The organism is Kitasatospora sp. NPDC057223 (assembly GCF_042669755.1).
Lineage (GTDB): Bacteria > Actinomycetota > Actinomycetes > Streptomycetales > Streptomycetaceae > Kitasatospora.
Genome location: NZ_JBHUWW010000045.1, coordinates 36,030 through 55,864, shown reverse-complemented (window position 1 = coordinate 55,864; position 19,835 = coordinate 36,030). Strand labels below are relative to the sequence as shown.

Annotated in this window: 15 protein-coding genes; 5 read left to right on the top strand and 10 right to left on the bottom strand. The window is 73.3% G+C overall.

The window, feature by feature from the left end; all coding sequences use genetic code 11:
• Positions 1-43 precede the first annotated feature (43 nt).
• The 3 genes from ACFUK0_RS18160 to ACFUK0_RS18150 all read right to left on the bottom strand — a co-directional run bounded on the left by ACFUK0_RS18160 (position 44) and on the right by ACFUK0_RS18150 (position 4,831).
• Positions 44-1,774 carry a DEAD/DEAH box helicase gene (locus ACFUK0_RS18160; protein ID WP_380251242.1) on the bottom strand — a complete coding sequence of 577 codons (1,731 nt, stop codon included), beginning with the start codon at positions 1,772-1,774 and terminating at the stop codon, positions 44-46.
• 207 nt (positions 1,775-1,981) lie between these two features.
• Positions 1,982-2,185: a cold-shock protein gene (locus tag ACFUK0_RS18155; protein WP_073922031.1), complete on the bottom strand. Its 204-nt coding sequence runs from the start codon at positions 2,183-2,185 to the stop codon at positions 1,982-1,984.
• Between the two features lie 309 nt (positions 2,186-2,494).
• Positions 2,495-4,831 (bottom strand): MMPL family transporter, encoded by a 2,337-nt coding sequence (locus ACFUK0_RS18150; RefSeq protein WP_380251240.1) that lies wholly within the window; start codon positions 4,829-4,831, stop codon positions 2,495-2,497.
• Between the two features lie 541 nt (positions 4,832-5,372).
• Between ACFUK0_RS18150 and ACFUK0_RS18145 the strand changes: the two genes are divergently transcribed.
• Entirely contained in the window at positions 5,373-7,586 is a 2,214-nt protein-coding gene (locus ACFUK0_RS18145; protein ID WP_380251252.1) for an MMPL family transporter, read from the top strand.
• A 48-nt stretch (positions 7,587-7,634) separates the two neighbouring features.
• Here the strand turns inward: ACFUK0_RS18145 and ACFUK0_RS18140 are convergent, their stop codons facing one another.
• From ACFUK0_RS18140 to ACFUK0_RS18125, 4 genes are all read right to left on the bottom strand, one after another.
• Positions 7,635-8,498: an MBL fold metallo-hydrolase gene (locus tag ACFUK0_RS18140; protein WP_380251250.1), complete on the bottom strand. Its 864-nt coding sequence runs from the start codon at positions 8,496-8,498 to the stop codon at positions 7,635-7,637.
• 71 nt (positions 8,499-8,569) lie between these two features.
• Complete coding sequence (locus ACFUK0_RS18135; RefSeq protein WP_380251238.1) at positions 8,570-8,722, bottom strand: hypothetical protein; 153 nt, start codon at positions 8,720-8,722, stop codon at positions 8,570-8,572.
• Between the two features lie 163 nt (positions 8,723-8,885).
• Positions 8,886-9,551, bottom strand: coding sequence for a hypothetical protein (locus tag ACFUK0_RS18130; RefSeq protein WP_380251236.1), 666 nt, complete (start codon positions 9,549-9,551; stop codon positions 8,886-8,888).
• 37 nt (positions 9,552-9,588) lie between these two features.
• On the bottom strand, positions 9,589-10,443 hold the full coding sequence (locus ACFUK0_RS18125) for a helix-turn-helix domain-containing protein (RefSeq protein ID WP_380251234.1): 855 nt from the start codon (positions 10,441-10,443) through the stop codon (positions 9,589-9,591).
• 143 nt (positions 10,444-10,586) lie between these two features.
• Between ACFUK0_RS18125 and ACFUK0_RS18120 the strand changes: the two genes are divergently transcribed.
• The 3 genes from ACFUK0_RS18120 (at position 10,587) to ACFUK0_RS18110 (ending at position 13,344) form a co-directional block, all read left to right on the top strand.
• Positions 10,587-11,186 carry an NADPH-dependent FMN reductase gene (locus ACFUK0_RS18120; protein WP_380251232.1) on the top strand — a complete coding sequence of 200 codons (600 nt, stop codon included), beginning with the start codon at positions 10,587-10,589 and terminating at the stop codon, positions 11,184-11,186.
• Positions 11,187-11,284: 98 nt separating this feature from the next.
• Positions 11,285-12,169, top strand: a complete 885-nt coding sequence (locus ACFUK0_RS18115; protein WP_380251230.1) for an aminoglycoside phosphotransferase family protein — start codon at positions 11,285-11,287, stop codon at positions 12,167-12,169.
• Positions 12,170-12,786: 617 nt separating this feature from the next.
• The gene (locus ACFUK0_RS18110) at positions 12,787-13,344 is read left to right on the top strand and encodes a polysaccharide deacetylase family protein (RefSeq protein WP_380251228.1); all 558 of its coding nucleotides are present in this window, start codon (positions 12,787-12,789) and stop codon (positions 13,342-13,344) included.
• A gap of 88 nt (positions 13,345-13,432) precedes the next feature.
• Here the strand turns inward: ACFUK0_RS18110 and ACFUK0_RS18105 are convergent, their stop codons facing one another.
• From ACFUK0_RS18105 to ACFUK0_RS18095, 3 genes are all read right to left on the bottom strand, one after another.
• Positions 13,433-14,134, bottom strand: coding sequence for an exonuclease domain-containing protein (locus ACFUK0_RS18105; protein ID WP_380251226.1), 702 nt, complete (start codon positions 14,132-14,134; stop codon positions 13,433-13,435).
• A gap of 91 nt (positions 14,135-14,225) precedes the next feature.
• Positions 14,226-15,536, bottom strand: a complete 1,311-nt coding sequence (gene efeB, locus ACFUK0_RS18100; RefSeq protein ID WP_380251224.1) for an iron uptake transporter deferrochelatase/peroxidase subunit — start codon at positions 15,534-15,536, stop codon at positions 14,226-14,228.
• Between the two features lie 418 nt (positions 15,537-15,954).
• Positions 15,955-17,229 (bottom strand): SAV2148 family HEPN domain-containing protein, encoded by a 1,275-nt coding sequence (locus ACFUK0_RS18095; RefSeq protein ID WP_380251222.1) that lies wholly within the window; start codon positions 17,227-17,229, stop codon positions 15,955-15,957.
• Between the two features lie 457 nt (positions 17,230-17,686).
• Between ACFUK0_RS18095 and glgX the strand changes: the two genes are divergently transcribed.
• Positions 17,687-19,816: a glycogen debranching protein GlgX gene (glgX, locus tag ACFUK0_RS18090; protein ID WP_380251220.1), complete on the top strand. Its 2,130-nt coding sequence runs from the start codon at positions 17,687-17,689 to the stop codon at positions 19,814-19,816.
• The last annotated feature ends 19 nt before the right edge of the window (positions 19,817-19,835 follow it).

Here is a 19,835-nt window from a genome sequence, read left to right as displayed (position 1 = left end):
CAGCCCGAAGGCCGTGCCCGCTCCGCCGGTGTGCGATGCGGCGTCAGTTCGCCTGGCGGCGCTGACGTCCGGTGCCGTAGTTGCCGCCGCTCCTGGAACCGGAGCCGGGCTTGGAGCCGGCGCTCGCCTTGCCGGAGAAGCCCGCGGCGGTGTGGGTGGCGGCGCCACCGGTGGTGCCCATCCGCTGCTTGGGGCGGCGACGGCGGGCGTTGCCGTTGATGTCGACGTCGGCCGGCAGCGCGGAGCGCGGGCCGGAGCGGCGGCGCGGGGCGGCGGCGGCCGCGACCGGGGCCTGGGAGATCGGCACGGCCAGCGTGACCGCGATGCCGGACGGCGTGCGGGCGCCGGTGATCCGGGCCAGCTCGGCGTCGCCGGGGCGGACCTTGGTGGTGGTCGGGCGGATGCCGGCGGTGGTCATCAGGCGGCTCATCTCACGCCGCTGCTCGGGCAGCACCAGCGTGACGACGGTGCCGGACTCGCCGGCCCGGGCGGTGCGGCCGCCGCGGTGCAGGTAGTCCTTGTGGTCGATCGGCGGGTCCACGTTGACGACCAGGTCGAGGCCGTCGATGTGGATGCCGCGGGCGGCCACGTTGGTGGCGATCAGCGCGGTGACGGCGCCGTCCCGGAACTGGTCCAGGGTGCGGTTGCGCTGCGGCTGGGACTTGCCGCCGTGCAGGGCGGCGGCCTTCACGCCGGTGGCCAGCAGCTGCTTGGCGAGGCGGTCGGCACCGTGCTTGGTGTGCACGAACATGATCACCCGGCCCTCGCGGGCGGCGATGTGCGCGGTGGCGGACGCCTTGTCGGTGGCGTCGAGGTGCAGCACGTGGTGGTCCATGGTGGTCACCGCGCCGGCCGACGGGTCGACGGAGTGCGTCACCGGGTCGGTCAGGAAGCGGCGGACCAGGCGGTCCACGTTGCGGTCCAGGGTCGCGGAGAACAGCATCCGCTGCCCGCCCTCGGCGACCTGCTCCAGCAGCTTGGTGACCTGCGGGAGGAAGCCCATGTCGGCCATCTGGTCGGCCTCGTCGAGGACGGTGATGGCGACCTCGTCCAGCCGGACGTCCTGCCGGTTGATCAGGTCGTCGAGCCGGCCGGGGGTCGCGACCAGGACCTCGGCGCCGCGCCGCAGCGCGTTCGCCTGCCGGGTGATCGACATGCCGCCGACGACGGTGGCGATCCGCAGGTTGACGGCGGTCGCGTACGGCGTGAGGGCGTCGGTGACCTGCTGGGCGAGCTCGCGGGTCGGGACCAGGACGAGCGCCAGCGGGCGGCGGGCGTCGGCGCGCCGGCCGGCGGTGCGGGCCAGGATCGACAGGCCGAAGGCCAGGGTCTTGCCGGAGCCGGTGCGGCCGCGGCCGAGGACGTCGCGGCCGGCGATGGCGTCCGGCAGGGTGGCGGACTGGATCGGGAAGGGCTCGGTGACGCCTTCGCGGGTCAGCGCCGAGAGCAGGCCCTTGGGCATCTCCAGCTCGGCGAAGGTCGCGGCCGGCGGGCGGGCCGGAGTGCCCTCGACGACGGCGAAGTCGGCGGGCGCCTCGACGGCGCGCTCACGGGGGGCGGCGGAGCGGCCGCGGCCCCGGCCGCCGCCGTTGGCGGCCGCGGCGCCGCGCAGGCCGCCGCTGCTGCTGCCGCTGCGGCGCTGGGCGTCGCTGAAGCCGCCGTTGCTGCTGGAGCTGCCGCCGGTGCGGGGGCGGCCCCGGCCGGCCTGGCCGGCTGCGGCTGCCTGCGGGCGGCCGCCGGTGCGGTTGCGCTGCGGGCGTGACTGATCGGTCATGTGATGGTGTCCGTCCTGTACGGCCGACGACCACGGCTGTGCCGTGGCGCGGACCTGGGGGTATACCTCCCGCGGTGGCGGGGGGCGTCGGCCGTCAGGAGAGAAAGGAAACTCTGCCGCCCCGGCCGTTCGGCGGCATGCACGAGGGCCCGCACCGTGCGGTACGGGCCCTCGGTTCGCGACGTTGAGTCAGCTCGGAAGCTGGACTCAGATGACGCGGATGTTCTCGGCCTGCGGGCCCTTCTGGCCCTGGGTGACGTCGAACTCGACCTTCTGGCCCTCAACCAGCTCACGGAAACCGTTCGCCTGGATGTTCGAGTAGTGGGCGAACACGTCAGCGCCGCCACCATCCTGCTCGATGAAGCCGAAGCCCTTTTCGCTGTTGAACCACTTCACGGTGCCGGTAGCCATAACCGTCTCCTCATACTGGGGCATCAGGACCCACACCTCGTGGGCCCCAAAGTAGCCGCGATCCCCATCCGGAGACTGAAACACCGGACAAAACAAATGCGCCTGTTGGTTGGTACCAGCAGGCGCACACATACGTTCATGGGAACCAAAACTGCAACTGGGTCGACTGTAGCACGGCGACCCCCGGAATGATCGAGTGACTTTTTGCCCTGCACGTCACGTTTGCAGGCCCTCGGAGACGGGCACGCGGCGGCCGCCGAAGCGACCGCCGCGTGCCCTCTGACCAGGTACGACCTGGATCCGGTGCCGTCAGTGCCGGCCGGCCGGCTCCGGGGCGCCGTGGGCGGCGGCGGCCGCGGCGGAGCCACCGTGACCGGCGTCACCGCCGTGCTCAGCGACGTCCCCGTGACCGGGCCACCAGGCCGCCCGGCCGAGCAGCGCGGTGAGCGCCGGAGTGAAGAACATCGCCATCACGAATGCCGCCAGCACGATGCCGAAAGCGATCGAGAAGCCCATCTCACTGAAGAGGGTGTTGCCCGCCAGCAGCATGGTGGCGAAGGTCGCCGCCAGGATGAAGCCGGCCGCCGCGACGGTCGGGCCGCCGTGCTTGATCGCCTCACCGGCCGCCTCACGCGGGGTGCGGCCCTCGCGGACCTCCTCCCGCAGGCGGGCGATCATCAGAATGTTGTAGTCGGTGCCGATCGCGACCACGAACAGGTAGATGAAGATCGGCAGCATGAACATCAGGCCCGGCTCGCCTGCGAGGTTCTGGAACACCAGCTTGGTGGCACCGAGGGTGGCACCGAAGCCGAGGCCCACCGAGGCCATCAGGTACCACGGCGCGACGACGCTGCGCAGCAGCAGGCCGAGGATCACCATGATCAGCAGCGCGGCGATCGGGAAGACCAGCGAGTAGTCGTGGTTCATCGCCGTGTTGATGTCCTTGTAGACGGACGTGATGCCGCCGACGTAGGCCTTGGTGCCGGCCGGCGCCGCGGCGTGGGCCGTGTCGCGCAGACCGCTGATGGTGCTGATCGCCTCGTTGCTGGCCGGGGTGTCGTCGAGCAGCACCGTGAAGTTGGCGGTGGTGCCGTCCGCGCTGAGGCCGTTCTTCGGCAGCGAGGCCGAGGCGACGCCGTCCACCGTGCCCAGCTTGGCCGCGTAGGCGTCCAGGGCGGCCGTGTCGAGCTTGACGCCGTCCTGGGTGGTGGTGAGGTAGACGTGGCTCGGGTCGGCGGCGCCGGCCGAGAACGCCGTCATCATCTTGTCCTGGACGACCATCGACTCCTTGCTCTTCGGCATGGAGCTGCCGGCCAGGTCGAAGGTGCCCTGGTAGCCGACCACGGAGAGCGCCAGCGCGAGCATGATCACACCGGAGGCCAGGGCGGCGACGCCCGGGCGGCGGCTGACCGCGCTGCCCATCGCGGCGAAGCGGGCGTTGCCCGACTCCCGCAGCCAGTGCGCCGGGAACCCACCGGCCGGACGCGTCCGCAGGACGGCCAGGAACCGGCTCGGGTTCCCCTCGGGGACGGCGGGGGCCGCGGGGGCGAGCCGGCGCGCACGCGGCAGCCACATCACGTGGCGTCCGATCCAGCGCAGCCACTCGACGATCCGACGGAAGAGCACCCGCTCCGGGATGACCGCGAGCACGGCGGGTACCAGGGTGATCGAGGCCAGCGCCGTGACGGCGACCGCGATGGCCAGCGACGGCCCGAGTGCCTTGAACATCCCGAGGCTGGAGAGCACCAGCACCGCGAAGGCCACCACGACGGCCCCGGCGGCGGAGGCGATCGCCTCACCGACCCGGCCGACCGCGTTGACCACGGCGTCGTGGCGGTCGTCACCGGCCCGCAGTCGTTCGCGGTAGCGGAACATCAGGAAGAGGAAGTAGTCGGTGCCGACACCGAACAGGACCACGATCAGGATCGCCGACATGGAGGCGTCGGACTTGAGCCCGAAGACCTTGCTCGCGTCCGCGATCAGGCCGTTGGCGACCATCGAGTAGACGAAGATCGACAGGATCGGCAGCAGCGCGATGATCGGGCTGCGGAAGAGGAGCCACAGCGTGAGCAGGATGATCACGACGGTGCCGCCGCCGATCAGGGCGTTGGCGAGGGCCGAGGAGTCCTTCTGGTCCAGGTTCATCGCGGCCTGACCGCCGAGCTGGAACTTCAGCGGAGTGCCGTCGACCAGCTTGGCGCCCTCCTCGCGGATCGCCTTGGCGGCGTCGCCGTACTCCTCGGACTGCATCTTCGTCTTGTCGATGCCGACCATCGACAGCGCGTACTTGCCGTCCTTGGACACCGAGTCGGGGCCGACCGGCAGGACGGTCTCGACGAGCGGGATCTTCTTGTCGGTGAGGCCCTGGACCACCTTGTTCATGGTGGCCTGGTCGGCGTCGTCCAGCTTGCCGCCGTCGGTCCGCTCGAAGAGGGCGAGCGCGCCGGGGGTGAAACTGGACGGGAAGGCCTTCTCCTGCAGCACGGTCGCCTGGATGGACTCGTAGTGCTTGGGGAGGAAGGCGGCCTCGTCGGTCTGCGCCGTCAGCGTCGGTGCCGTGCCGATGATCGCGATGGCCGCGACCACCCAGGCCGCGATCACCCACCACGCGCGGCTGACCACGAATTGTCCGATTCGGTGGAACATGCTCGTTGTGCCTCCTGGGCATGGTTCACCGCAGCCCTGAAGGACGGAACGCCGGGCGACGGCGGAAGACCGGCCGGAGCGCCTCGGGGGCGTTCCTTAGCCGGTCGGCAGGTAAGTGACTGAGGCATCATCCTACGAGCACTTGCTTGCCGCCCGGCAAGCAGCCCCCGCCCGATCCACCCCTCAGGGGCGCCGGCCCGGCCGCCCCGCACCATCCTCTCCCGGCCCGAACCCCGCTGACCTCGTGCTCCGGGTGGAGACCCCTCCCTCTCAGGGTGGATTTCCACCCTGTCCCCAGGGATGAGACCCCGGGGGACATCAGGGGCCCCTGGTAGGGAAAACCCCACCCCGGCCCCGAGGCAGACCCCCGGGGCAACTCCCCCGCCAGCCGGATACCGGCAGAACTCCGGCTTTCCTAGTGTCAGTTGTGACGCCGGACCACCCGGCGGACCAGCATCCGGCGGCCCGCACCGCCGCACTTCCGGGGGGAACTCCCGTGCAGTCACCTTCACGGCCGGCCAGATCCGGCCTCGCCGCCGCCATGGGCGCCTGGAGCGCCCGGCACCGCAAGTCCGCGGTCTTCGGCTGGCTCCTCTTCGTCGTCCTCGCCGCCTACCTGGGCGGCGCCCACGGCAGCACCAAGGTCACCGACGCCGAGTCGATGCCCGGCCAGGTCGCCCGCGCAGCCAGGATCCTGGACGACGCCGGCATCGAGGCGCCGGCCGGCGAGAGCGTCCTGATCCAGAGCGCCACCGGCACCGCCGACGACGCCGCTTTCCGCAGCGTCGTCGACCAGGTGGCCGCCGCCGTCACCGGCACCGGCCGGACGGCCGACCTGCGCTCCCCGTACGACACCCAGGCGATCTCCGCCGACCGGCACTCCGCCCTGCTGCAGTTCACCGTCAACGGCGACCGCGAGGAGGCGGTCAAGAACGTCCCCGCCGTGCTCGACGCGGTGGCCGGCGTGCAGGCCGCGCACCGTGAGCTGATCGTCGAGGAGCTCGGCGAGGCCAGCTCCGGCAAGTGGTTCGAGGACCAGTTCGCCAACGACTTCCAACGCGCCGAGTGGACGGCCGTCCCGCTCGCCCTCGGCATCCTGCTGGTCGCCTTCGGCGCCCTGGTCGCCGCCGTCCTGCCGGTACTCCTCGCCCTGACCGCCTTCATCGCGGCCGGCGGCCTGGTCGCCCTCAGCAGTGGCCTGCTGCACACCAGCGACGACGCCGGCTCGGTGATGCTGCTGGTCGGCCTCGCCGTCGGCGTCGACTACTGCCTCTTCTACCTGCGCCGCGAACGCGAGGAGCGGGCCGCCGGCCGGGACGCCGAGACCGCCCTGAAGATCGCCGCCGCGACCAGCGGCCGGGCCGTCCTGGTCTCCGGCGTCACCGTGGTGGTCGCGATGGCCGGCATGTTCCTCACCGGCATCGCCGACTTCCAGGCCATGTCGTACGCCACCATCATCGTGGTGATCACCGCCGTCCTCGGCTCGCTCACCGTGCTGCCTGCCCTGCTCTCCATGCTCGGCGACAAGGTCGACAAGGGCCGCGTGCCGCTCCTGCACCGGCTGCGCCGCCCCGCCGCCGCCACCGACGGCGGCCGGATCTGGAACGCCGTCCTCACCCCCGTGCTGCGCCGGCCGCTGGCCGCCACCGTGCTGGCCGGCGGCCTGCTGCTCGGGATCGCCGCCCCGCTGCTCACCATGCACACCGCGAACCTGACGTTCCAGCAGCTGCTGCCGAAGGGCAACGCCCTGGTCGCCACCTCCGCCCGGATCGAGGCCGCCTTCCCCGGCAGCCCCTCCCCCGCCACCGTCGTGGTCAAGGCCTCCGACATCGGCTCCCCCGCGATGACCGCCGCGATCGCCGACCTCAAGGCCCGGGCGCTGGCCGGCGGCCGGATGCACGGCCCGATCGAGGTCACCACGCACCCGGCACAGAACATCGCGACCATCGACATCCCGCTGATCGGCACCGGCAACGACAAGGCCAGCAACGACGCCCTGAAGAGCCTGCGCGAGGACATCGTCCCGGCCACCCTGCTCAAGGTGCCCGGCACCGAGGCGCCGGTCACCGGCTCCACCGCCGGCTCGTACGACTTCAACGAGCAGATGACGGGCAGCATGCTGCCGGTCTTCGGGTTCGTGGTCGCCTTCGCCTTCCTGCTGATGCTCACCTCCTTCCGCTCGCTGGGCGTCGCCGTGACCGCCGTCGTGCTCAACCTGCTCTCGGTGGGCGCCGCCTACGGGGTGCTCACGCTGGTCTTCCAGCACGGCGTCGGCGCCTCGCTGCTCGGCACCGCCGGGGTCGGCGCGGTCGAGAGCTGGGTGCCGCTGTTCCTCTTCGTGATCCTGTTCGGGCTCTCGATGGACTACCACGTGTTCGTGGTCTCCCGGATCAAGGAGGGCCACGACCGCGGGCTCTCCACCCAGGCGGCCATCGCGGAGGGCATCCGCTCCACCGCCGGGGTGGTCACGAGCGCGGCGGTGATCATGGTCGCAGTGTTCTCGGTCTTCGGCACGCTGTCCATGCAGTCGATGAAGCAGATGGGCGTCGGCCTCGCCGTGGCCGTGCTGATCGACGCGACGGTCATCCGCGGGGTGCTGCTGCCCGCCGTGATGAGCCTGCTCGGCGAGCGCAACTGGTACCTGCCGCGCTGGCTCGGCTGGCTCCCGGACTTCTCGCACAGCGAGGCCTTCCCGCCCGCCGGCGCCCCGCTGGCCGACCTCGAGGGCGCCCCGCGCCACCGGGTCGGCGTCTGACCCGCACCCGTGCACCGGCCGGGCCCCGCACACTGCGGGGCCCGGCCTTCAGCCGTCGATGTGGACGACGAAGTCGTCACTCCCGTACACACCCGGGCGGCCGCCGGCCTCGGCCAGCACCTCGCGCAGGGCCCGGAGCCGCTCGACGGCCAGCTGCAACGGCGGCTCGTCCGGCTGGTACGTCGTCCCGCGCGGGTAGTCCTCGCCCGGTGTCGTCGACATCTCGATGTGGCAGCCCAGGAGGTGCGTCACCGGGTTGGCCGCACAGAACGCCAGCAGCCGGTCGACGGTGGCGGCGAACACCGCCGGGTCCTGGACGTAGATCCGGCCCGGGTAGAAGGAGTCCCCGGTGAACAGCAGCCCCGTCCGGCGGTCGTGGAACACCAGGCCCGCCGACTGGTGCCCGGGCCCCGGGACCAGGTCGAGCACCCGGCCGCCGAGGTCCAGCCGCCCCGGCCGCTCGGGCCACCCCGCCAGCCCGAACGCCTCGACGACCTCCGCCACCCCGTGCCCGACCACCTCGGTGTCCGCCCGCCCGGCGAACTGCCCGTCCCCCGCGACGTGGTCACCGTGCCCGTGCGTGTGCGCGACCAGCAGCCCGTACCCGCCGGCCGCCCCGGGGTTGCGCCCCAGCCACTGTGCGACCAGCCCGTCCACGGTGCGCCGCAACGGGAAGTACCGCTCCTCCTCGGTCGCCCCGGTGTCCAGCAGCAGCGCCCGCTCCGCCCCGAAGAGCAGGAACAGGAACGGCGCCTCGTAGTGCACCGACTTGTTCTGCCGCAGGATCACCGTGTCCGCGTCGTACGCGTGCACCTGGATCTCCGGCGCCGGATCGTGCTTGGCCGACGGCCACCCGGCGTGCCACCGCACGTCGAGGTCTCCGGCCGGCGGCTTCCCCTGCGCGTTCGTCATGTCCGTCACGGCATCACGCTAGCCGAGGCGCCCGCGCCCGGCGGGTGGTCCGTTCCGACGCTCCGCCCGGGTCAGAACGCGCCGGTGCCGAGGGCCGGCTCGAACTGCTCCGGCAGGCGCACCGCACTGCGAGGAGCGACGACGTGCTGGACGGCATACCTCGGGGCCTGCTCCGGGTCGGAGTCCTGGCTGTGGTCGCCGGGTTCGGCACACGCTGTGCTCACGTACTGCTCTCCTGACCGCTCCGGTCCTCCGGTGGTCGTCCGCTGCCTACCGGCTTGTGCCTGCCTGTCCGGCTGTGCGCCCCGCCACCGTCACCTGCTCTTCGTCCGGGACCGGCCGCATGCGCGTCCCTCGACACGTGGAGATCGTCGGACCACCTCCCCCTCACGCCTGCGGATACCCGGTCTCGGCGAGGTCCTCGGCCAGGTCGGCGAGGGTGAGGTCCGGGTTGAGGGCGGTGACGAGCTGCTGGGTCAGCGGGCGCAAGGCGTAGAGCTCGCGGATCGCCGTCAGGTCGACGGTGGTCTCGTAGTAGTCCTCGGCGTGCCGCTGGAAGGCCTCGGGCGAGCGGTCGGCCAGCAGCTCGAAGAGACGGGAGGCGCCGTCCGGGTCCGGCTCACCGGCGGGGAACTCGATCGAGCCGTGCTGCCACCGGTCGTCCCCGGGGGCTCGCCAGAGGCAGGCGGTGACCGCGGGGATGTCGTCCTCGTCGGAGAAGGCGGGCTCTTCGACGTAGGGGCGGAAGGCCGGAGGGACATCGTCGAGGACTCCGGGCCAAGGTGCACCGTCGTTGCCGTACGGGCTCATCGGGCACTCGTGGTCGAAACCGCGGAGGTAGGCACCGGCCGGGGAGAAGACGATCGAGTACTCGTCGCCCGAGCCGTTGCGCATCGCGGCCAGCTCCTCGTCCGCGGCCCAAGCGCTGTTGAAGGAGTAGTAGCGGGACTCCCACTCGGGGCTGAGGATCGCGTCGAGCATCGCGAGCGCGCGGCAGTGTTCCCGCAGCTCGGGAACGGCGGGCAGGGCGCGGGCCAGATCATGAACAGTCATGGGGTCATCGAAGCGGACGCCACCGACAGTCCCGTGGTCAGCCGGGGACCGCCCGCAGGGCGCCGGGGCGGCGGCCGGTGAGGCGGTCGAGGGCGGCGGCGGTGGCCGGGTCGGCGGGGAGGTGGACGATGATGCGCTGGTCGTCGTCGGCGAGCAGGTCGAGGGTCTCGTAGGTGAGGCGCAGTTCGCCCTCCTCGGGGTGGCGCAGGCGGGTGGTGCCGGTCGGCCTGGGCAGGCCGGGGACGGTGGCGGCGCGGGTGGCGAAGGCGGGGCCGGCGGTGACGGTCAGTTCGTCGGCGAGGGCCGCGATGTGGCGGTCGGCGCGGTAGGGGCCCTGCTTGAGGGCGGCGACCTGCTCGTCCGCGACGTGCTCCCAGTCGGGGTAGGCGGTGCGGGCGCGGCGGTCGGTGAGGACGAAGCGGGCGAGGTTGGGCGGGGCGCCGTCGAGCAGGCCGACGGGCCGGGCGAGGCGCTCGTAGCCCTCCGTCCAGGCGAGGAGTTCGCTCAGCCGGTTGAGCAGCACGGCGGGTGCGGGCTCCAGCCGGTCGAGCAGGGCCCGGACGGCGGGGCGCACCGTGCGGGCGGGCAGCGTGTCGCCCCGGCAGGTGAATCCGCCCTCGGCGCCCTTGGCCAGGCGGTGCAGGTGGACGCGTTCGGCGGGGACCAGGCCCAGCGTGTCGGCCAGCGCGGCGAGGACCTGAGGGGACGGCCGGCGGTCGCGGCCCTGTTCCAGCCGGGCCAGGTACTCGACGCTGACCCCGGCGAGGGTGGCGAGTTCGGAGCGCCGCAGGCCCGGCGTCCGGCGGCGGGGGCCGGCGGGCAGCCCGACGTCGGCGGGGGTGACGGCTTCGCGGCGGATGCGCAGGAACATACCCAGCTCGTTGTCGCTCACCGGGCGAACGTAACAGCAGGGGGCGGCCCGGATCGTGGCCCTGTCACTACCTGTCCCGGCCCGGCCTTCCTCGCTCCGCCCCGGGCGGGCAGCTTGGGAACCGGCCGTGCCGAACGGCGCGGAGAGACAGAAGGAGCACCGCCATGCCCAGCAGTCCCCTCAACCTCGCAGTGATCGTCGGCAGTGTCCGGGAGGGCCGGTTCGGCCCGGTGGTCGCCGACTGGTTCGCCGGGCGGGCCGCGCTGCACGGCCGGTTCACCGTCGACGTGGTCGATCTGGCGGACACGCCGCTGCCGCTCGAACTGCCTTCGGTGTCGCCCGCGCTCCAGCCCTCGCTGCCCCGGCCGGCCGCCATGGCGCCGCTGACCCGGCGGCTCGCGGCGGCCGACGCGTTCGTCGTGGTGACACCGGACTACAACCGCAGTTTCCCGGCCTCGCTGAAGGCCGCCATCGACTGGCACTACACGGAGTGGCAGGCCAGGCCGGTCGGCTTCGTCGGCTACAGCGGGGCGAGCGGCGGCCTGCTGGCGGTGGAGCAACTTCGCCAGGTGTTCTGCGAGTTGCATGCGCACACCGTCCGCGACTACGTGTCCTTCCCGCGCTACCACCAGCTGTTCGGGACGGACGGCGCCCTGCTGGAGCCCGAGGGCCCGCAGGGCGCGGCGAAGGTGCTGCTGGACCAGTTGGACTGGTGGGGCTCGGTGCTGCGCGAGGCCCGGAGCAGCAGCCCGTTCGCCGCCTGACGAGGGCCGTGCGAGGAGGCGGGCAGCGGGGCGGTGGCACGGCGCCGGGCGGGTCGGGTAAGGATGATCGCGACATTCCCCGCAGGACGGAGCAGCTGATGATCCCCTTCGACGAGGGCCGCGCGCGGGCGCTGCTCGCGGCGGCGTGCACGGCGGCGGGTCTGCCCGACCCGGTGGGAGCGCGGCTGGTGGCGCTCGCCGAGAACGCCGTGTTCGACCTCGGGGATCCGGCGGTCGTCGCGAAGGTGGGACGCGGCTCCGAGCTGTACGAGCGGGCCGGGCGCGAGCTGGGCACGGCGCGCTGGCTGGACGGGCAGGGCGTGCCGGTGGTCCGCCCGTACCTGCCGGAGCCGTTGTCGGCGGACGGGCACCCCGTCACCTTCTGGCACCGGCTGGCGCCCGCCGTGCGGCCCGCGGAGCCCGCCGACCTGGCCCCGCTGCTGCGGGCGCTGCACGCCTTGCCGCTGCCGCCCTTCGAGCTCGGGCGGCGCGACCTGCTCGCGCCGGTCGGGCGCTGGCTGGCCGCCGCCGAGGGGCACGTGGATCCGGCGGACACGGCGTTCCTGCGCGACCGGCGGGACGCCTTCACCGCCGCCGTGGCGGATCTGACGCCGCATCTCGTGCCGGGCGTCATCCACGGCGACGCGCTGCCGCGGAACGTTCGGGTGGGCCCGGACGGGCCGGTCCTGCTGGATCTGGAGACCGTCTCGCAGGACCTGCGCGAACACGATCTGGTGGTGCTCGCGTTGAGCCACGACCGGTACGGCGTGCCGGCTCGGGAGTATCTCGCGTTCACGACGGCCTACGGGTGGGACGTCCGTGACTGGCCGGGGTTCGCGGTGCTGCGCGGTGCGCGGGAGACGGCGAGCGCGTCCTGGGTCGCCCAGCAGGTGCCGGGCAACCCGGCAGCGCTGGCGGAGTTCCGCCGCCGGGTGGACTCGCTGCGGGACGGGGCGGCGGAGGTGCGCTGGTACCCGTTCTGATCCGGTCCGGGGGCTGATATCCCTGGAACCACGATGATATGAACAAGCGTCTCGTCTGACAGTCCGCCCGGTCGAAGGCGATCGGTACGACACCAGGAGCCGCTGCCATGCCCGAGCACCCCTCCCAGCCGTACCGGTCCCGGTCGGCAGCTGCCCGCCCGGACCACGCCCGGTCGAGGCGTGCCGTGCGGCGCGGCCTCGCGGCCGGCTGCGCCGCGATGCTCGCCTCGGCGGTGCTCGCCGGGTGCGGCACGGCGCAGGGGGCGCTCCAGCCGCAGCCGGGGCCGAGCGCGTCGGCGAGTCCTGAGCCGACGGCTCCCGCCTCCCCCGCCGTCCCCACCCTTCCCGTCACGCCTTCCGGGTCCGCGCCCGCAGCGTCCTCCCCGGTGGCCTCCGGGGCACCGGCCACGCCGAAGCCGAGCGCGCCCCAGGCTCCGCCGACCGCCGCCCCGAGCAGGCCGCCGTCGGGCACTCCACCGACCGGTGCGACCCCGGCCAGGACTACCGCGACCGGCACGCCACCGACCGGCACGCCCGCGCCGAACCCACCACCGCCGCCGCCCGCGAGCGGCGTCCCGACGTCCGTCGTGTCGTCCACGGCCCGGGGCGGCCGGACGGTGGCACTCACCTTCGACGACGGTCCGGGGCCGGCCACCGGGCAGGTGCTCGACCTGCTGGCGCAGTACGGCGTGCAGGCGACGTTCTGCCAGATCGGCCCGCAGGCTGCGGCGAACCCGGCGACGGTGAAGCGGATCCTCGCGGCGGGACACCGGCTCTGCGATCACAGCGTGCACCACCCGCAGCCGTTCGCCGCGCTCTCGCACGACCGCCAGGTGTACGAGATCTCCACGGCCAGGGACATGATCGTCCGGGCCGGCGGGCCGGGAGCGAAGGTCGCGTGGTTCCGGGCGCCCGGCGGCGGGTTCACCGCCTCGAACCAGCAGGTCGCCGCCTCGTTCGGGATGCGCCCGCTCGGCTGGTCGGTGGACACCCGGGACTGGGCGAAGCCCGGTGTGCCGGCGATCATGGCGACCGTCCAGCGGGAGCTGCGGCCCGGGGGCGTGATCCTCCTGCACGACGGCGGCGGCGACCGCAGCCAGACCGTCGCGGCCCTGCGCCAGCTGCTCCCGTGGCTGGTGTCCCAGGGCTACGGCTTCGACTTCCCCGCCGTCTGACCGGCTCCGGCCTGCTCCCGAGCCGGCCCACTCCCAAGGCGGTCCGCTCCCGAGGCGCTCCGAAGCCGGACCGCTCCGACCGGGGCGGTCAGCGCAGCGGCCAGCGCGGGTCGATCACCGCCTGCGGGTCCTTGCCCTTGCGCAGCCAGGCCTCCAGGCCCTCGGCCCAGTCCCGGTACCAGCCGACCTGACGGCGGTGCAGCTCGGCGAGCGCGACGTCCCCCACCTGCTCGGGGTAGCGCTCACCGAGCGCCACCGCGACCCGGACGGCGGCCAGCGCGTCGCTGCCGGCCTCGTGCGCGTCCGTCAGTTCGACGCCGTACACCTCGCAGACGCGCTGGAGCGTCCGCGAGCCCTTGCGGTACTTGTCCACCGCCCGGTCGATGACCAGGGCGTCCAGCACCGGGACGACCGGGCCGCCGAGCCGCTCGGCCAGGCCGGGCAGGCCGTACCTGCGCAACTCGGCGTCCAGCAGGGAGAGGTCGAAGGGGGCGTTGAAGGCGACCACGGGACGGCCGGCCAGCAGGCGCGCGCACAGCGCGGCGGCTATCTCCTCGACGCCCTCCTTGGCCGGGCGGCCCTTGCTCCGGGCCAGGTCGTCGCCGATGCCGTGGATGGCCTCGGCGTCGGCGGGGATCGGGACGCCGGGGTCGAGCAGCCAGTTGGCGGCGCCCTGCCGGCTGCTCCCGACCGTGTCCACGAGGGCGGCCGTGACGATCCGGGACTCGGCCGGGTCGGTGCCCGTGGTCTCCAGATCGAAGCCGACCAGTGGCTCCTGCCACCAGCTCATAGGGGTGTGTCCTTCCGTCCGGCCGCGCTGACGTCCCCTATCATCGCCCGGACCACCGACAACCCGGCCGCCCGGCCCCGGGCCGGCGGTCTCAGACCGCGGCGAACAGGCCCCTGGCGAGCCAGTCGGAGGAGTCCCGGACGCCTGGCAGCGCGAAGAAGTAGCCCCCGCCGGTGGGCCGCAGGAAGCGCGCCAGCGGCTCGTCGACGAGCCGGGTCTGGACGGCCTCGAACTGGCGGTTCACGTCCTGCTGGTAGCAGCAGAAGACGAGCCCCGTGTCGAGGTCGCCGGCCTGGTCGAGGCCGCGGTCGTAGTTGAAGCCGCGCCGCAGGATGCGGCTGTCGGCGCTCTGTTCGGTGCGCGGGTTGGCGAGCCGCATGTGCGAGTCGAGGGCGATGACGGCGCCCTGCGGGTCCCGGTGGTAGCCGGGGTCGTCGCCCTCGGCGGACTTGCCGAGCGGGGCGCCGGTGGCCTTGTTCCGGCCGATGATCCGCTCCTGCTCGCCGAGCAGGGTGCCGTCCCAGGCGTCGGTGAGGGTGCGGATGACCCGGATCACCTGGTAGCTGCCGCCGGTGGCCCAGCCGGGCTCGCCGGCGCCGTCGACGACCCAGACCAGCCGGTCCATCAGGCGAGTGGAGGCGGTGTCGGGGTTGACGATGCCGTCCTTGAAGCCGAGCAGGTTGCGCTGGGAGCCGCTGGGCCGGGGGCGGTTCAGGAAGCCGTCGACCTGCCAGCGGGCCCGCATCGCGCCGCGGGTGTGGCGGACGAGGTCGCGCAGGGCGTGCAGGACGGTGTCCCGGCTCTCGGCGCAGATCTGCAGCGAGAGGTCGCCGTGGATCTCGGCGTCGCGCAGGCTGTCGTTCGGGAAGGCCTTCAGCGGGGCCAGCCGGACGGGCTTCGCGCCGGCCAGCCCGTACCGGTCGTCGAACAGCGAGGCGCCGACGCCGACGGTCACGGTGAGGTCGTCGGTGGGCAGGGCGGGCCCGAGGATGCCGCTGTCGGAGGGCGGGGCGGCAGGGCCGAGATCCGGCGGGGTGCCGCCGGCGGTGAGGAAGCGGATCCGGGCGGTCAAGGTCCGGAAGAGGGCTTCGAGGGCGGCCCGGTCGGGGGCGGTGACGCCGAAGGAGACGAAGGAGGCGAAGGCCGGTACGGGGGTGGTGATGCCGGCCTGGTGGACGCCGTGGAAGGGGACGAATCCGGCCGCCGACCGGGGTTCGGCCCGGGGCGGCACAGCGGTGGCGGGGCCGGCGCCGAGGGTGAGCGCGGCGCCGGTCGTGCCGGCGCCGAGGGCGGCCTTGACGAAGCTCCTGCGCGAGGCGCCGCCGGTGGCCGGGCAGGTGCCCGTCGCGTGGGCGGCGGAAGGGACGGGGCGGGGACCGTGGGCTGCGGGCTGGCTGGTCATCGGTCAACCTTCCGGGTCTGGAGCGGAGCGGCGGCGGGCGTGGACGTGCGAGCGCGCGCGGACGGGTGTGCGGGGGCTCGCGCTCAGGGGGTGCGCGCGGCGCAGACGGCGGCGCCGGGCGCGCGGCCGGCGGCGGCAGCGGGCGTGAGGGCGGACAAGCGGGCGTGAGGGCAGGCGGGAAGCCGGTGTGAGGGCAGACGGCGGGCGTGAGGGCAGGCGGACGGCAGGCCGCCGGCCCGGTTGATCATGGCTCCGACGCTAGCAACGCCCGCCCGGCAGCGCGCCGCACAGGGGCGGACGGCTGACCGCCCATCGGCCGAATACCGGCCGGTTGCCATCCGTCCGGCCCATCCCGGGGCCGCCGGGACAGCCGCCAGGGGCAGGGCACCGGCTCGGGAGACCGGCTCAGGAGACCGGCTCAGGAGACCGGCCGGGAGTCCCCCCAGATGCCCTCGAACTCCTCGCGGTAGACCTCCAGCAGCCCCGGCTCGGTGGCCCCCGGCTGCTGCCCGGCGCCGCCCCGCAGCACCAGCGCGGGGGACTCCATGCCGCGCGCCTTGCGCAGGTACGGCTGGATCACCCCGAGGTCGGTGGACTGCCGCCGGCCGCCGGCCTGGGCGGACTGGCGGGGGCCCTCGACCAGGTAGGCGGTGAAGCGCGGCGTCTCGTCGAAGACCCGGATCTCGAAGCCCCCCGGGTCGCGCAGCCGGGCCCGGACGCGCCGGACGTGCATGATGTTCATCTCGATCGACCGGGCCAGCTCGCCGCGCCCGAGCCCCAGCTCGCGCTCGCGGCGGCGCACCGCGCTGCTGGCCGGGTTGAGGAAGAGCAGCCGGACCCGGCAGCCGTCGGTGGCGAGCCGCACCAGCCGCCGGCCGGTGTAGTTCTGGCAGAGCATGCCGAGGCCGATGCCGACGGCGTCGAGGCGCCGGGCGCCGTCCAGCAGGTCCTCCACCGGCAGGTCGCGCTGGAGGCGGACCCGGTCCGCGTGCACGGCGACGACGTCCGCGTACCGGCCGGCGACCAGGGACTCGACGACGTCGGCGGGCACCCCGCCCGTCCCGCCGTCGAGCAGGGCGAGCAGCCGGGCGGCGGCGCGCTCGGTCTGGGCGAGGACGGTCTGCGAGAGGGTCCGGTTGCGGGAGACGACGTGCCGGGCGACCTCCAGCTCGTCGAGGGCGAGCTCTATCTCCCGGCGGTCGGCGAGGAAGGGCTCGAAGCAGGGCCAGTGCTGGACCATGAGTTCGCGCAGCTGGGGCAGGGTGAGGAAGACCAGCGGGTCGTCGTCGGCGGGGTCGAGCAGGTAGCCCTTGCGGCGGCTGACCTCGCGGACGGCGCCGGCCCGGTGGGCCCACTCCTCGCCGGCCGGGCCGGCGGCGGCGGTCACCCAGTCCTCGCCGTGGGCGGGGGCGTAGACCGGGCGCAGCACCTCGTCGACGAGGGAGCGCAGCCGCTGTTCGACCAGGTTGAGCCAGACGTAGGCGCGTCCGGCGAGCCGCACCCGCTGGTAGGCGTCGTCCCATTCGCCGCCGGACCAGGCGAGCGCGGGGACCTCGACCGGGCCGCCCTGGGCGGGCACGGTGGCGCGGCCGGCCAGCGAGGGGCGCATGACGACCGTCGGCGCCTCGCTGCGGCCGGGCCCTCGGTCGGTGCCGCCGGGTCCGCCGCCCCGGCCGCCGGCGGGGAACACCATGCGCTACCTCACCTCTCGGCCGTCCGCTCCGCGCGGAGTGACGGGTCGTTCACTGATGGGTCGTTCACTGATGGGTCGTGGGCTGACAGCACCTCAACCGTGGCGGTGGCGGAGCCCGCCCCCGCCCGGGGCCCACCGGCCCCGGAGATTCCGGGCACTCCGGACGATCAAGGGTACTGCCCGGCGTGCGGAGCCCGCAGCCGGATGGCCGACCGCGACGCGCACCCCGTGCCCGCCTCTCCCGTCTCAGGGGCCTCATGGACACCCGTTCGGGCGAACAAGTGCCGAATGGACCATGGCTCGGGCGGAGCGTCGGGGAGTATGCCAGGTGTGCCGTGCGTCACGGTACGCGACAGCCGCACATGCCCGGCCGCCCGGCCGGGAAGAAGGCGGAAAGCGCCGGGCCGAGGCCGGAGAGATCGTCAGTTCCCGCCATACACAAAGAAGTTGAGGACTTATGCAGGTCTGGCCAGGTCACCCGTACCCCCTTGGCGCCACCTACGACGGGGCCGGCACCAACTTCGCGGTGTTCTCCGAGAGCGCCGACCGGATCGAGCTCTGCCTGTTCGGCGAGGACGGCTCGGAGACGGCCGTCGAGCTGCGCGAGACGGACGCGTTCGTCCGGCACGCCTACATCCCGGGCGTACAGCCGGGCCAGCGCTACGGGTTCCGGGTGCACGGCCCCTACAACCCGGGGCTCGGGCAGCGCCACAACAGCGCCAAGCTCCTGCTCGACCCGTACGCCAAGGCGATGAGCGGCAACATCGACTGGGACGAGGCGGTGTACGGCTACCACTTCGGCGCGCCGGAGCGCCGCAACGACCTGGACTCCGCGCCGCACACCATGCACTCGGTGGTGATCAACCCGTACTTCGACTGGGGCACCGACCGGCCGCCGCGCACCGACTACCACCGCACGGTGCTGTACGAGGCGCACGTGAAGGGGCTGACCCAGCTCCACCCGGGCATCCCGGACGAGATCCGGGGCACCTACGCGGGCCTGGCGCACCCGGCGGTGATCGAGCACCTGGCGAAGCTCGGGGTGACGGCGATCGAGCTGATGCCGGTGCACCAGTTCGTCCGTGACCACCGGCTGCGCGACCTCGGGCTCGCCAACTACTGGGGCTACAACACCATCGGCTTCTTCGCCCCGCACTCCTCGTACTCCTCCGGCGGCGACCGCGGCCAGCAGGTGCAGGAGTTCAAGTCGATGGTCAAGGCGCTGCACGCGGCCGGCATCGAGGTGATCCTGGACGTCGTCTACAACCACACGGCGGAGGGCAACCACCTCGGCCCGACACTGTCGCTGCGCGGCCTGGACAACGTCTCGTACTACCGCCTCGCGCAGGACCAGCGCTTCTACGAGGACACCACCGGCACCGGCAACAGCCTGCTGATGCGCAGCCCGCACGTCCTACAGATGATCATGGACTCGCTGCGCTACTGGGTCACCGAGATGCACGTCGACGGGTTCCGCTTCGACCTCGCCGCCACCCTCGCCCGGCAGTTCCACGAGGTCGACCGGCTCTCCTCGTTCTTCGACCTCGTCCAGCAGGACCCGGTGGTCTCCCAGGCCAAGCTGATCGCCGAGCCGTGGGACCTGGGCGAGGGCGGCTACCAGGTGGGCAACTTCCCCCCGCTGTGGACGGAGTGGAACGGCATGTACCGCGACACCGTCCGCGACCTGTGGCGCGGCGAGAACGCCACGCTCGCCGAGTTCGGCTCCCGGCTCACCGGCTCCTCCGACCTCTACCAGGACGACGGCCGGCGGCCCATCGCCTCCATCAACTTCGTCACCTGCCACGACGGCTTCACCCTGCGCGACCTGGTCTCCTACAACGACAAGCACAACGAGGCCAACGGCGAGGACAGCCGGGACGGCGAGTCCTTCAACCGCTCCTGGAACAGCGGCGCCGAGGGCCCGAGCGACGACCCCGCCGTCGAGGAGCTGAGAGCGCGCCAGCAGCGCAACTTCATCGCCACCCTGATGCTCTCCCAGGGCGTCCCGATGCTCTCGCACGGCGACGAGCTGGGCCGCACCCAGCACGGCAACAACAACGCCTACTGCCAGGACAACGAGCTCTCCTGGGTGCACTGGCCCGACGGCGGCTCCGAGGGCGACGCGGCACCGGACGCCCGGCTGCTGGAGTTCACCCAGGGCATGATCTGGCTGCGCCGGGACCACCCGGTGTTCCGGCGCCGCCGGTTCTTCCACGGCCGCCCGGTCTCCGGCACCCACGACGACCTGACCGACATCGCCTGGTTCACCCCGGCCGGGGAGGAGATGACCAAGCGGGACTGGGGCGCCAGCTACGCCAAGTCGCTCACCGTCTTCCTGAACGGCGACGCGATCTCCGAGCCGGACCGGCGCGGCGGGAAGATCACCGACGACTCCTTCCTGCTGCTGTTCAACGCCCACTTCGAGCCGCTGGAGTTCACCGTCCCGGCCGGGCACGGCAAGGAGTGGCACGTGGTGGTCGACACGGCGCAGCCGGTGCTGCCCGCACGCGGCACCGGCACCCGGGTCAAGGCGGGCGACGCGCTCTGGCTGCCCGACCGCTCACTGATGGTGCTGCAGCGAGCCTGATCACGGTCAGGTTCACCCG

What these genes read in the sequence shown, in the direction of transcription:
- ACFUK0_RS18150 (WP_380251240.1), bottom strand. Translation starts at nt 4,831, where the DNA reads ATGTTCCACCGAATCGGACAATTCGTGGTCAGCCGCGCGTGGTGGGTG.
- ACFUK0_RS18140 (WP_380251250.1), bottom strand. Translation starts at nt 8,498, where the DNA reads ATGACGAACGCGCAGGGGAAGCCGCCGGCCGGAGACCTCGACGTGCGG.
- ACFUK0_RS18095 (WP_380251222.1), bottom strand. Translation starts at nt 17,229, where the DNA reads ATGGTGTTCCCCGCCGGCGGCCGGGGCGGCGGACCCGGCGGCACCGAC.
- glgX (WP_380251220.1), top strand. Translation starts at nt 17,687, where the DNA reads ATGCAGGTCTGGCCAGGTCACCCGTACCCCCTTGGCGCCACCTACGAC.
- ACFUK0_RS18105 (WP_380251226.1), bottom strand. Translation starts at nt 14,134, where the DNA reads ATGAGCTGGTGGCAGGAGCCACTGGTCGGCTTCGATCTGGAGACCACG.
- ACFUK0_RS18130 (WP_380251236.1), bottom strand. Translation starts at nt 9,551, where the DNA reads ATGACTGTTCATGATCTGGCCCGCGCCCTGCCCGCCGTTCCCGAGCTG.
- ACFUK0_RS18160 (WP_380251242.1), bottom strand. Translation starts at nt 1,774, where the DNA reads ATGACCGATCAGTCACGCCCGCAGCGCAACCGCACCGGCGGCCGCCCG.
- ACFUK0_RS18155 (WP_073922031.1), bottom strand. Translation starts at nt 2,185, where the DNA reads ATGGCTACCGGCACCGTGAAGTGGTTCAACAGCGAAAAGGGCTTCGGC.
- ACFUK0_RS18145 (WP_380251252.1), top strand. Translation starts at nt 5,373, where the DNA reads ATGGGCGCCTGGAGCGCCCGGCACCGCAAGTCCGCGGTCTTCGGCTGG.
- ACFUK0_RS18115 (WP_380251230.1), top strand. Translation starts at nt 11,285, where the DNA reads ATGATCCCCTTCGACGAGGGCCGCGCGCGGGCGCTGCTCGCGGCGGCG.
- efeB (WP_380251224.1), bottom strand. Translation starts at nt 15,536, where the DNA reads ATGACCAGCCAGCCCGCAGCCCACGGTCCCCGCCCCGTCCCTTCCGCC.
- ACFUK0_RS18120 (WP_380251232.1), top strand. Translation starts at nt 10,587, where the DNA reads ATGCCCAGCAGTCCCCTCAACCTCGCAGTGATCGTCGGCAGTGTCCGG.